This window comes from Staphylococcus sp. HMSC067F07 (genome assembly GCF_001837405.1).
Lineage (GTDB): Bacteria > Bacillota > Bacilli > Staphylococcales > Staphylococcaceae > Staphylococcus > Staphylococcus capitis.
In genome coordinates this window covers 356,894-369,637 of the sequence record NZ_KV832237.1, presented here as the reverse complement: position 1 = coordinate 369,637, position 12,744 = coordinate 356,894, and the positions used below count along the sequence as shown (strand labels likewise).

Below are 12,744 nucleotides of genomic sequence, written 5' to 3'. Positions count from 1 at the left end.
TGTTCGCTATAAGTTCTAATTTTTAGTATTATTGTTTTAAGAATGTAACTAAGAGGAGTGTAGCCTAATATGAATAGAAAAACAGAAACTATCTTAGCATGGATAGCTAATGGTTTAAGTATTATATATTTATTATTAACTTGTTTATCACTTTTAGTAATGAAAAGTGGTCAAAATCAACAACAATATAAAGATATAATGAAACAAATGTATGGCAATAATCAAAATGTATCCTCTGATATTTTGTTAGCCTCAATGATGATTTCAATTGGATTTTTAGCATTCTCTACAATATTAGGGATATTTGGAGCCTTAACAATCAAAGGGCGTAAAAATTTAGCAGGGGCCTTACTTATAGCTGCTGCAGTAACAGGTTTAATAACTATGAATTTCATTGCAATGATTTTATGGATTATTGCTGCTATTATGTTGTTTAGTAAAAAGAAAGACCGCAACAATCATACACACTATAATCAATCTCATAATAGAGAACAATTTAACGATAATTATCATGAAAACAAACAATCACATAATGAAGAATGGGATCCAGACAAAGAACTAAAAAATCACAAGAAAGATGATCCATACATTTATTAGGATTAAAAAGGGTAGAAATTTTAAAGTAATTTATTTAAAGATGTAAATTATTCGACATACTTAATCTACTAAAAAAGCACAAAGATGATTTTTAATTGATTCATCTTTGTGCTTCTTTTTATGAGTATATTGTATAAATTTTTTTATAATTCTTGGAACGTTTGAATGATTAAGTAAACATTTAATCCACTTAGAATGACAATTAGCATCCATGAAATAATATTAACCCACGTTTTATTAATAAAAGGTCCCATTAATTTTTTATTACTTGTAGCAAGTTGAAGCGGTATTAATGAGAAAGGTAATGCGATACTTAGAAATACTTGTGAAAATACAAGAAGTTGTTCAATTTTTTCAGAGTTGCCTTTAAAGATAATTAAACAAATGATAACTGGGATGACTGCAAGCGCTCGAGTAATCAAACGACGTAACCAGTTAGGAATTGATAATCGTAAAAATCCTTCCATCACAATTTGACCAGCCAAAGTACCTGTAATAGTAGAATTTTGTCCAGAAGCTAATAAAGCTACTGCAAATAGTGTACTCATCACGCCGCCTAAAGTTGCGCCTAATACGGGTTCGGTTTTTAAGGCATGATATAAATCGTAGAAACCACCTAAATCATTTGTTTTAGTTCCAAAAAATAGAGCTGCACCTAAAGTTAATAATAAACAATTAACTACAAAAGCTATAGATAATTGAAGGTTTGAATCAATTGTAGCGTACTTAATTGCTTGAGCTTTCTCTTCATTGTCATGTCGATCATATTTACGTGATTGAACAATTGAAGAATGTAGATATAAATTGTGAGGCATGATTGTCGCTCCAATAATACCTAAAGCAATATATAAAATGCCTTGATTAGTAACAATTTCTTTATGTGGTACAAAGCCATTCAATATATCAGTTAATTGTGGAGAAGATATAAAAACTTCAAATACAAATATCGCTAATACAGTAAATATCAATGTTCCAACGATGGCTTCAATTTTTCTGAAACCGAAGCGCATAATGAATAACAATAAGAAAACGTCGAATACGGTAATTAAGGCGCCGACAATTAATGGAATACCAAAAATTAAGTCTAACGCGATAGCACTACCAATAACTTCTGCGATGTCAGTAGCTATGATGGCTAATTCAGCGATAATCCAAAATATGATAGCTACAGGTTTACTTAAAAAATGACGTGTCATTTGCGCAAGATCTTTACCGGTTGCTATTCCTAATCTAACCGTCATACTTTGTAATAACATTGCTGCTAAACTTGAGATTAAAATCACGAATAGCAAGGTATAGCCATATTGTGCGCCACCCTGCATGGATGTAATCCAGTTGCCGGGGTCCATATAACCTACTGCCACGAGTAAACCAGGACCTAAAAATGCTAAAAACTTCTGACTTGCACTACTTTTATGGTCAAAATGAATAGTATTATTTATTTCGTCTAAACTTTGTTGTTGTTCATAGTTGTCGTCTTTTAACTTCAATCATATCACTCCTAAAATCTTATGAAAATATATTAACCTAAACAAAAAGTTAGGTCAACCTAAAAATATTGTGCGACTATAAAAAAGCTTGAATAGAATTGTAATCATTCCATTCAAGCTTAAAAATGAAGATGTATTATTGGTAAAATCTTAAAAACGCATCAAATGTTTCTTCAATAAACTGTAGAAAGGCTTTATCACTTTTTAATCTTTGATCAGAAGGCTGAATTTCTCGTGCTATGAAAAATTCACCTTTCTTAACATTAATTGCGCGATCAATAGCTTTGTGAAGATCGTCATCGTTCATATCTTTAATAAGTGTCTTTTCAGGTTTCATATGATCTAAGCAAACACTATAGTCTTCAGGTAAGTTTTTAATTTTATCGAAATGCTTTTTAAAGACTTTCATCTGATTGGCTTTATTTTTAGCCTCATGCATTACGCCGAACATTACAAATAATTGGTCTCTAAATAATCCAATTTGAAAATGTGGTAACATCTTATATCCACGTTTATTAGGAGCAAATGCTACCCACGTATCTTTAGGTGGATTAACACTACGACGCGCATGTTTAGCTACATGAGGGTAGAACTCTTCGCCAGTTTGAGTACTTAAATAATCTGCAAAGTATGTTCCTAAATTATTTAATTGAGGTCTAACATATTCATTGAGTGCTTCCATACGATTGTCTAGACCTTCGACATCGAAAGCTTTAAAATCTTTTGGAGCAAATGTATATTGAGTCATTTTATGCCTCCTAATAATTGATTACATATATTGTAGCATAGTTAAGGATTTCTAACCTAAAGTATAAGCTTGTTAATTAGGCGTTTGAATTCTTTAAAATAAGGTAAATCTATGTGTATTAATATAATTTTGAAGATGACATCATGTATAATGGTAAGTAATAGGAGATGATACGATGGCATTATATGATTTTGCAAAGGGAATAATACTAGAGGCTGGTAATAAAGTTCGTCATATGATGAAAGATGATCTGGATATAGAAATGAAATCTAATCCGAATGATTTAGTCACGAATGTTGATAAGGCTACTGAAAATTATCTTTATGAAACGATTCATCACAATTATCCTGAACATCGAGTTATAGGTGAAGAAGGGCACGGACATAATTTAAAAGATACACAAGGCATCATTTGGGTCATAGATCCCATAGACGGTACGCTAAACTTCGTTCATCAAAAAGAAAATTTTGCGATATCAATTGGTATTTACCATGATGGTAAACCGTACGCTGGGTTCGTATATGATGTAATGAGAGACGTTCTATACCACACTAAAGTTGGTGAAGGTGCCTTTGAAAATAGCCATCAATTAAAGCCACTAGAAGATTCCGAACTTAAAACAAGTATCATTGGTATAAATCCTAACTGGTTAACTAAACCAATAATGGGAAAAGTGTTCGCACCAATAGTAGAGGACGCTAGAAGTGCAAGAGCTTATGGTAGTGCTGCATTAGAAATTATAAGTGTGGCTAAAGGTCAACTTGCTGCGTACCTTACACCAAGATTACAACCATGGGATTTTGCTGGAGGCTTAATGATATTGAATGAAGTGGGAGGCGTAGGTAGTAACTTATTAGGGGACAGACTTGAAATGAACCACCCTAATTCTATTTTAATGGCTAACGCAAAACTTCATCGAGAGATCCTTAATAACTATTTAAGTGAATTTGAAGAGACGATTGCTAAACATCATGAACAGCGATTTGGTAGAAAACGAGAAAAATAAAAGCAGAGACGACATTGAATCGTCTCTGCTTTAACTTGTTGATCTAACATTATAATGTTAGATGTCTATGTTACAGCCAGTTGTTTTCTCTGTATTTCTTTTTAACAGTGAAACCAACGCCAAATGTTGCAATGAGTAATATAAATGTTAAAATCATCCATGGAACATTAGCAGCACCTAATGCAAAACTAAAAGATACTAAGAAAATGACTGCTAAAATAGAGAATATCCAGAAGATGCCTTTTGATTTTTTTTGTTGCATCCCATACCCCACCTTTTACTTATCTTTTCACTAATATATGATATAATAAAACAGTTGTAATTAAAAGTGGGAGTTTACTCAAGAAAGGAAATTTATAAAATGACTAATTTAAGAGAAGATGTTCGTAATATAGCGATTATTGCGCACGTTGACCATGGTAAAACAACTTTAGTAGATGAGTTGCTTAAACAGTCTGGTATTTTCAGAGAAAATGAACATGTAGACGAACGTGCAATGGATTCAAACGATTTAGAAAGAGAACGTGGTATTACGATTCTTGCTAAAAATACAGCAATTGATTATAAAGGCACACGTATTAATATCTTAGACACACCTGGCCATGCCGATTTCGGTGGGGAAGTTGAACGTATTATGAAAATGGTTGATGGTGTTGTTCTTGTAGTTGATGCATATGAAGGTACAATGCCACAAACTCGTTTTGTTCTTAAAAAAGCATTAGAACAAAATTTAAAACCAGTAGTAGTTGTAAATAAAATTGATAAACCAGCTGCACGTCCTGAAGGCGTAGTAGATGAAGTATTAGACTTATTTATAGAATTAGAAGCAAATGATGAACAGTTAGATTTCCCAGTTGTTTATGCTTCAGCAGTAAACGGTACAGCAAGCCTTGAATCAGATAAGCAAGATGAAAACATGCAATCATTATTTGAAACAATAATTGATTATGTTCCCGCACCAATTGATAATCAAGATGAACCGTTACAATTCCAAGTCGCATTATTAGATTATAACGACTATGTTGGACGTATTGGAGTTGGGCGCGTATTTAGAGGTAAAATGCGTGTTGGAGATAACGTATCATTAATCAAGTTAGATGGCTCAATCAAGAATTTCCGAGTAACTAAAATATTTGGTTACTTTGGTTTAAAACGTGAAGAAATTGAAGAAGCACAAGCTGGAGACTTAATCGCTGTGTCAGGAATGGAAGATATCAATGTTGGTGAAACTGTGACACCTCATGATCATCAAGAAGCGTTACCTGTGTTACGTATTGACGAACCAACACTTGAAATGACTTTCCGAGTAAATAATTCACCATTTGCTGGTCGAGAAGGTGACTATGTCACTGCACGTCAAATTCAAGAAAGATTAGAGCAACAACTTGAAACAGACGTTTCATTAAAAGTTACTCCAACAGACCAACCAGATGCTTGGATTGTAGCTGGACGCGGTGAGTTACACCTTTCAATCTTAATTGAAAATATGAGACGTGAAGGTTTTGAATTACAAGTTTCTAAACCTCAAGTTATTTTAAGAGAAATCGACGGCGTGTTAAGCGAACCATTTGAACGTGTACAATGTGAGGTACCTTCTGAAAACGCTGGTGCAGTAATTGAATCTCTAGGTGCACGTAAAGGTGAAATGTTAGATATGATGACTACTGATAATGGTCTTACGCGTCTTATCTTTATGGTACCAGCACGTGGTATGATTGGTTATACTACAGAATTTATGTCTATGACACGTGGTTATGGTATTATTAATCATACTTTCGAAGAATTTAGACCTCGTGTTAAAGCTCAAATAGGTGGGCGTCGTAACGGTGCTTTAATTTCAATGGACCAAGGTCAAGCTACATCATATGCAATTATTAACTTAGAAGACCGTGGTGTAAACTTCATGGAACCAGGTACAGAAGTTTATGAAGGTATGATAGTTGGTGAACATAACCGTGAAAATGACTTAACAGTTAATATTACGAAAGCGAAGCATCAAACTAACGTGCGCTCTGCTACGAAAGATCAAACTCAAACGATGAATCGTCCTAGAATTTTAACTCTAGAAGAAGCATTACAATTTATCAATGACGATGAATTAGTTGAAGTTACACCAGAAAATATTAGATTAAGAAAGAAAATCTTAAACAAATCAGCACGTGAAAAAGAAGCAAAACGCGTTAAACAAATGATGCAAGAAGATCAATAATATAGATAAAAGGTGCGGCTTAAGTTATGGGTAACTTAAGTCGCACCTTTTTTTATAATTCATCTTTATCGATTGAATGATTTTCTGTTTTAGAAATGTCTTCCATCACTTGTGGTTTGCGTTGTTTAGGTGTATCTAAACGACTTTTACAATCATCGCACATAAAGGTGCGAATAGGATTGTTTCTTAAGCGTTTAGCCTCAACTGTTTGTTCATCAATAAACACTTTTGTATCACAAATGATACATTGAACTTCTAGCACATTAAATCACCTCTATATGAGTTACATATTTGAATTCATATGTATACCCATCCTCTGGCACATAAACAAAGCTATCAACGGCATTGTCGCTATATAATCGTTTGCCATCTTTCGCGAATTGGAAGAATAAATAAGGTAATAATTCAATTGGTATTTCGATAGCATCATTATCATTATAAAGTTTTATTGCTGTTGCTTTATCGTGTGGTTCAGCATTTTTGAAAAATGGTGTCATATTAATGACGAAAGATCCTTCTAAAACTGAACGCTTTTTATATTTAATTTCTGAATCAAGTGTAGGTGGATTGGTTTGTCCTTCTAAAATAGCTCGATTCCATTCAGTGTTATCTTCAAAGTTAACAGGTCTAGTACCGTCGAAAACCCCACGTTCTAAATCATCGATACTCACTTTTCTGTCATCGAAAATCCAAGTTGTACTATCCAAAGAGATAGGAAACTTAACTGCACCCTTAATTTGGATCATATATGCCCACTCCCTCATTTTTTATCTTTAATTATTTTAACATAAAATGATAGTGACTTAATTTAAATTCACTTGCTTTTTAATACCTATTAAGATAAACTTCTAATGTGAAGATATTAATTGAAATGATAGGGGGAGTATGTCATGGCTAACCAATCGAAATTAAATAATGCGGCATATGACCAGTTGAATAAAGATGCTGATAGAATCTTACATCTTATTAAAGTTCAGATGGATAACTTAACTTTACCTTCTTGTCCGCTTTATGAAGAAGTGTTAGATACTCAAATGTTTGGCCTTCAAAAAGAGGTTGATTTCGCTGTTCAACTTGGTTTAGTTGATAAAGAAGATGGTAAGCAATTAATGTTAAGATTAGAAAAAGAACTTTCTAAATTACATGAAGCTTTCACAAATGTTTAATGTTTTACTTCCAATAGATTTAGCATAACGCACGTATTTAAAGTGTCAATATGAATGCGTTAATAACATATATATTTACGACAACGTATAGACTTAATCGTACATATACGTCATCGTATGAGTGACTGAGATGATATCTGAACGTGATATCTTTCTCAGTCATTTTTGTTTCAGGCTTATCCTATAAAATAAGTTGATGCTTAACCTAATAATATTTGTTTAATTGAAGGGTTCAAGTATATAATAGGTAAGACAGCTTTTTAAAAAGTGAAGATAAATGAATTAAGTCAACGAAGTGATTAACTTTAAAAATTTAGAATTGGATGATCTAGTATATGAATAATTTTAAAAATATAATGCGGTATATTGGAAAAACTTCTAAATTTATCGATTATCCATTATTAATTACATACGTACTCCTGTGTTTGATTGGATTAGTAATGGTATACAGCGCAAGTATGGTAGCTGCAACTAAAGGTACTTTAACTGGTGGTGTAGCCGTTGCAGGAACTTACTTTTATAATAGACAACTTTTATACGTTATTATGAGTTTCGCTATAGTCTTTTTTATGGCATTTATTATGAATGTAAAAGTCCTAAAGAAGCCTAATGTTCAAAAAGGAATGATGATTGGTATTTTCGTACTACTATTACTGACTTTAGTTATTGGTAAAAATATCAATGGTTCCAAGAGTTGGATTAATTTAGGTTTTATGAATCTACAAGCATCAGAGTTACTAAAAATTGCCATCATTCTTTACATACCATTTATGATTGAAAAGAAAATGCCTGCAGTAAGACAGAACATCAAGTTAATCTTAGGTCCAATTCTATTCGTAGTAACGTGTCTGGTTCTTGTTCTTTTCCAAAAGGACGTTGGGCAAACGATGTTAATACTAATCATCTTCTTCTCAATTATTTTCTATTCTGGTATTGGTGTTCAGAATATGTTGAAGTGGGGATTATTAGTAGCTTTAGGATTTGTTATTATTGCATCGTTTATGTTGATACTACATATGGTTCCTAGTTATTTAGAAGCACGTTTTAGTACGTTAACAAATCCATTTGGACAAGAATCAGGAACAGGGTATCATATTTCTAATTCCTTAATGGCGATAGGTAATGGTGGGCTATTTGGACGTGGATTAGGTAACAGTATAATGAAATTGGGTTACTTGCCAGAACCTCATACTGATTTTATCTTTGCGGTGATATGCGAAGAGTTAGGTTTAGTGGGTGGCTTATTAGTAATTATTTTAGAATATTTCATTGTATATCGAGCATTCCAATTAGCTAATAAAACAAATTCTTATTTTTACAAATTAGTTTGCGTCGGTATCGCAAGTTATATAGGAAGCCAAACATTTGTTAATATCGGTGGTATTTCAGCTACAATCCCATTAACAGGTGTACCGTTACCATTTATTAGTTTTGGTGGTTCAGCAATGATTAGTTTGAGTATTGCCATGGGTCTTTTATTAATTACTGCTAAACAAATCAAACAAGATGATAAACGCCAAAAGCAACGTAAAATCGATATGAAACGCCGTTATAATTAAATAAGTTATTAAAGACAATCTATAGTTAAATGATTTTCAAGAAGTTGAGATCAAGCTACTATAGATTGTCTTTTTTATTATTTTAAAAATTAAAATAATGTAAAGCATTTATTCTAAACTAGCACATATGTACTATTAATGATAAAATTATGTTATCGATAATAATAAGATTATCTGAAGTTATAGATTTGATAGTGTAGAGAAATTTCATGATCATTTTGTTGCATTGTAAAGTGTTACAAAAAATTAAATTATCTTTAACTTTGTAAATTACTATAGAATTATTCAATCATTTAAGATAAAATCTTATTATCTAATTAGTTAGAAAATTCAAAAAATACGAGGGGTGTCTTCGCTTTTGAAACATATAAAGAAGTTACTTGTTGCTAACCGTGGTGAAATTGCCATCAGGATTTTTAGAGCAGCAGCAGAGTTAAATATCAATACAGTAGCAATATATTCTAATGAAGATAAAAGTTCATTACATAGATATAAGGCAGACGAATCTTACTTAGTTGGTAGTGATTTAGGACCTGCTGAAAGTTATTTAAACATTGAACGCATCATCGAGGTAGCGAAACGTGCAGGTGTAGATGCGATTCACCCTGGATATGGTTTTCTAAGTGAAAATGAACAGTTCGCACGTCGTTGTGCGGAAGAAAATATTAAATTTATAGGTCCCCATCTTGAACATTTAGATATGTTTGGAGATAAGGTCAAAGCGAGAACAACTGCTATTAAAGCCGATTTGCCTGTTATTCCAGGTACAGATGGGCCTATTGAAAGTTTTGAAGCAGCCAAACAATTCGCAGAAGAAGCTGGCTTTCCACTAATGATTAAAGCAACTAGTGGTGGAGGCGGTAAAGGTATGCGTATTGTACGTGAAGAAAGTGAACTTGAAGATGCTTTCCACCGTGCTAAATCAGAAGCTGAAAAGTCTTTTGGCAATAGCGAAGTTTATATTGAAAGATATATTGATAATCCTAAACATATTGAAGTACAAGTTATTGGTGATGAACTAGGCAATATTATACATTTGTATGAAAGAGATTGTTCGGTACAACGACGCCATCAGAAAGTTGTTGAAGTTGCGCCTTCAGTAGGATTATCAAACAGTTTAAGAGAACGTATTTGTGAAGCAGCTATTCAGTTGATGGAGAATATTAAATACGTAAATGCCGGAACAGTTGAATTTTTAGTCTCAGGTGATGAATTCTTCTTTATTGAAGTCAATTCACGTGTACAAGTTGAACATACAATTACTGAGATGATCACAGGTATAGATATTGTTAAAACTCAAATTTTAGTGGCTGATGGCGAGTCACTTTTTGGTGATAGAATTGCTATGCCAAAACAACAAGATATTCAAACGCTTGGATATGCGATTCAATGTCGTATTACTACTGAAGACCCATTGAATGATTTTATGCCAGATTCAGGAACAATCATCGCATACCGTTCGAGCGGTGGATTTGGAGTTAGATTGGATGCTGGCGATGGTTTCCAAGGAGCTGAAATCTCACCATATTATGATTCTCTATTGGTTAAATTATCTACACATGCGTTTTCTTATAAACAAGCTGAAGAAAAAATGGAACGTTCACTACGAGAAATGCGTATACGTGGAGTTAAAACCAACATTCCGTTTTTAATCAACGTGATGCGAAATGATAAATTTAGAAGTGGAGATTATACAACTAAATTTATAGAAGAAACACCAGAATTATTCGATATTGCACCTACACTTGATAGAGGTACTAAGACACTAGAATATATTGGGAATGTAACTATAAATGGCTTCCCTAATGTGGAACAGCGTCCTAAACCAGATTACGAATCAACATCAATCCCGAGAGTATCTCAAGATCGTATTAATCAATTATCTGGAACGAAACAAATTTTAGATGACCAAGGACCTAGGGGGCTTGCTGATTGGGTACGAGCACAGGAAGACGTACTCATTACAGATACCACATTCAGAGATGCGCATCAGTCATTATTAGCTACTCGTGTAAGAACGAAAGACATGATGAATATTGCATCTAAAACTGCTGAAGTATTTAAAGATAGCTTTTCATTAGAAATGTGGGGTGGCGCAACCTTTGATGTGGCATATAATTTCTTAAAAGAGAATCCTTGGGAACGTTTAGAAAGATTGCGTAAAGCAATACCTAATGTCTTGTTCCAAATGTTATTACGTGCATCTAACGCAGTTGGTTACAAAAATTATCCTGATAATGTAATTAAGAAATTTGTACATGAGAGTGCTAACGCAGGTGTAGATGTCTTCCGTATCTTCGATTCATTAAACTGGGTCGATCAAATGAAAATTGCTAATGAAGCCGTGCAAGAAGCAGGTAAAATATCTGAAGGTGCAATTTGTTACACAGGCGATATTTTAAATGTCGAACGTTCTAATATCTATACATTAGATTACTACGTGAAAATGGCTAAAGAATTAGAAAGAGAAGGATTCCATATTTTAGCAATTAAAGACATGGCTGGACTGCTGAAACCAAAAGCAGCAAATGAATTAATCGGTGAATTACGTGCAGCAGTTAATTTACCAATTCATCTCCATACACATGATACAAGTGGAAATGGTTTGCTAACTTATAAACAAGCTATTGACGCAGGTGTAGATATCATAGACACAGCTGTTGCTTCAATGAGTGGATTGACAAGTCAGCCTAGTGCGAATTCTTTATATTATGCACTCAATGGTTTCCCACGCAACTTAAGAACTGATATTGAAGGTTTAGAAGAATTAAGTCATTACTGGGCTACTGTTCGTCCTTACTATGCTGACTTTGAAAGTGATATTAAATCACCTAATACTGAAATATATCAACACGAAATGCCTGGAGGTCAGTACTCTAATTTAAGTCAACAAGCTAAAAGTTTAGGTTTAGGTGGGCGCTTTGACGAAGTAAAAGATATGTATCGTAGAGTGAATTTCTTATTTGGTGATATAGTTAAGGTAACACCATCTTCTAAAGTAGTGGGAGATATGGCGCTCTACATGGTTCAGAATGATTTAGATGAATCATCAGTACTTAGCGATGGGTATAAACTTGATTTTCCTGAATCAGTGGTTTCATTCTTTAAAGGTGAAATTGGTCAGCCAGTAAATGGGTTTAATCGAAAATTACAAGAAGTTATTCTCAAAGGTCAACAACCACTTACTGAGAGACCTGGAGAATATTTAGAGCCTGTTGACTTTGACGAGATTCGTGAAGAGTTAGCTGAAAAGCAACAGGGTGAAGTGACAGAACAAGATGTTATAAGCTATGTCCTATATCCGAAAGTGTATAACCAATATATTCAAACAAAAGAGCAATATGGTGATCTATCATTACTTGATACACCGACCTTCTTGTTTGGTATGCGTAATGGTGAAACCGTTGAAATAGAAATTGATACGGGTAAACGTTTAATAATTAAACTCGAAACAATTAGTGAACCTGATGAAAATGGTAATCGTACAATTTATTATGCTATGAATGGTCAAGCACGTCGAATTTATATTAAAGACGAAAATGTGAAGACAAATGCTAATGTGAAACCTAAAGCTGATAAAACTAATCCTAGCCATATAGGAGCTCAAATGCCTGGATCTGTCACTGAGGTTAAAGTTGCTGTAGGTGATGAAGTTAAAGCAAATCAACCATTGTTGATTACTGAAGCTATGAAGATGGAAACTACTATACAAGCACCATTTGATGGTGTAATTAAACAAGTTACTGTAGTAAGTGGTGATGCCATTGCAACCGGCGATCTACTTATTGAAATAGAAAAGCTATCATAATATGCGAAACCCGCCCGATTGTGTGATGATTAAAAGTTTACACAATCGGGCGGGCTTTTATATACGCTGGCAATAATGTATGACGTATGTGTGGGTATACAGAACGCGCCCTTCAAGGTAAACTTATACTCATTATCCTTGAAGGGCGCGGGTAGCAAATG

Annotated in this window: 11 protein-coding genes; 6 read left to right on the top strand and 5 right to left on the bottom strand. The window is 33.6% G+C overall.

The window, feature by feature from the left end:
- Positions 1-69 precede the first annotated feature (69 nt).
- Entirely contained in the window at positions 70-597 is a 528-nt protein-coding gene (locus HMPREF2706_RS08700; protein WP_030065209.1) for a DUF4064 domain-containing protein, read from the top strand.
- A 143-nt stretch (positions 598-740) separates the two neighbouring features.
- Here HMPREF2706_RS08700 and HMPREF2706_RS08695 read toward each other — a convergent pair whose 3' ends face one another.
- A complete protein-coding gene (locus HMPREF2706_RS08695; RefSeq protein WP_030065211.1) occupies positions 741-2,087 on the bottom strand; it encodes an Nramp family divalent metal transporter in 1,347 nt (448 codons plus the stop codon).
- 136 nt (positions 2,088-2,223) lie between these two features.
- Positions 2,224-2,835 (bottom strand): YktB family protein, encoded by a 612-nt coding sequence (locus tag HMPREF2706_RS08690; RefSeq protein WP_070862323.1) that lies wholly within the window; start codon positions 2,833-2,835, stop codon positions 2,224-2,226.
- Positions 2,836-3,010: 175 nt separating this feature from the next.
- Here HMPREF2706_RS08690 and HMPREF2706_RS08685 point away from each other — a divergent pair, with 175 nt between their 5' ends.
- Positions 3,011-3,841, top strand: a complete 831-nt coding sequence (locus HMPREF2706_RS08685) for an inositol monophosphatase family protein (RefSeq protein WP_002435395.1) — start codon at positions 3,011-3,013, stop codon at positions 3,839-3,841.
- Between the two features lie 70 nt (positions 3,842-3,911).
- Here HMPREF2706_RS08685 and HMPREF2706_RS08680 read toward each other — a convergent pair whose 3' ends face one another.
- Positions 3,912-4,103 (bottom strand): DUF5325 family protein, encoded by a 192-nt coding sequence (locus tag HMPREF2706_RS08680; protein ID WP_002435391.1) that lies wholly within the window; start codon positions 4,101-4,103, stop codon positions 3,912-3,914.
- Between the two features lie 99 nt (positions 4,104-4,202).
- On the opposite strand from HMPREF2706_RS08680, the gene typA reads away from it, so the two are divergent.
- Entirely contained in the window at positions 4,203-6,050 is a 1,848-nt protein-coding gene (gene typA, locus HMPREF2706_RS08675; RefSeq protein ID WP_030065215.1) for a translational GTPase TypA, read from the top strand.
- A gap of 52 nt (positions 6,051-6,102) precedes the next feature.
- Here typA and HMPREF2706_RS08670 read toward each other — a convergent pair whose 3' ends face one another.
- Together HMPREF2706_RS08670 and HMPREF2706_RS08665 are read right to left on the bottom strand one after the other, a co-directional pair.
- Entirely contained in the window at positions 6,103-6,312 is a 210-nt protein-coding gene (locus HMPREF2706_RS08670) for a DUF2197 domain-containing protein (protein WP_030065216.1), read from the bottom strand.
- Position 6,313: 1 nt separating this feature from the next.
- Complete coding sequence (locus tag HMPREF2706_RS08665; RefSeq protein WP_023350458.1) at positions 6,314-6,796, bottom strand: hypothetical protein; 483 nt, start codon at positions 6,794-6,796, stop codon at positions 6,314-6,316.
- Between the two features lie 144 nt (positions 6,797-6,940).
- Between HMPREF2706_RS08665 and HMPREF2706_RS08660 the strand changes: the two genes are divergently transcribed.
- The 3 genes from HMPREF2706_RS08660 to HMPREF2706_RS08650 all read left to right on the top strand — a co-directional run bounded on the left by HMPREF2706_RS08660 (position 6,941) and on the right by HMPREF2706_RS08650 (position 12,583).
- Positions 6,941-7,216 (top strand): Fpa/YlaN family protein, encoded by a 276-nt coding sequence (locus HMPREF2706_RS08660; protein WP_002435383.1) that lies wholly within the window; start codon positions 6,941-6,943, stop codon positions 7,214-7,216.
- 335 nt (positions 7,217-7,551) lie between these two features.
- Positions 7,552-8,775: a cell division peptidoglycan polymerase FtsW gene (ftsW, locus tag HMPREF2706_RS08655; RefSeq protein WP_002435326.1), complete on the top strand. Its 1,224-nt coding sequence runs from the start codon at positions 7,552-7,554 to the stop codon at positions 8,773-8,775.
- A gap of 358 nt (positions 8,776-9,133) precedes the next feature.
- Entirely contained in the window at positions 9,134-12,583 is a 3,450-nt protein-coding gene (locus tag HMPREF2706_RS08650) for a pyruvate carboxylase (RefSeq protein ID WP_070862322.1), read from the top strand.
- The last annotated feature ends 161 nt before the right edge of the window (positions 12,584-12,744 follow it).

Excerpts from the sequence above, each read along its gene's own strand:
- HMPREF2706_RS08700 (WP_030065209.1), top strand. The coding sequence starts at position 70 with ATGAATAGAAAAACAGAAACTATCTTAGCATGGATAGCTAATGGTTTA.
- HMPREF2706_RS08690 (WP_070862323.1), bottom strand. The coding sequence starts at position 2,835 with ATGACTCAATATACATTTGCTCCAAAAGATTTTAAAGCTTTCGATGTC.
- HMPREF2706_RS08685 (WP_002435395.1), top strand. The coding sequence starts at position 3,011 with ATGGCATTATATGATTTTGCAAAGGGAATAATACTAGAGGCTGGTAAT.
- HMPREF2706_RS08680 (WP_002435391.1), bottom strand. The coding sequence starts at position 4,103 with ATGCAACAAAAAAAATCAAAAGGCATCTTCTGGATATTCTCTATTTTA.
- typA (WP_030065215.1), top strand. The coding sequence starts at position 4,203 with ATGACTAATTTAAGAGAAGATGTTCGTAATATAGCGATTATTGCGCAC.
- HMPREF2706_RS08665 (WP_023350458.1), bottom strand. The coding sequence starts at position 6,796 with ATGATCCAAATTAAGGGTGCAGTTAAGTTTCCTATCTCTTTGGATAGT.
- HMPREF2706_RS08660 (WP_002435383.1), top strand. The coding sequence starts at position 6,941 with ATGGCTAACCAATCGAAATTAAATAATGCGGCATATGACCAGTTGAAT.
- ftsW (WP_002435326.1), top strand. The coding sequence starts at position 7,552 with ATGAATAATTTTAAAAATATAATGCGGTATATTGGAAAAACTTCTAAA.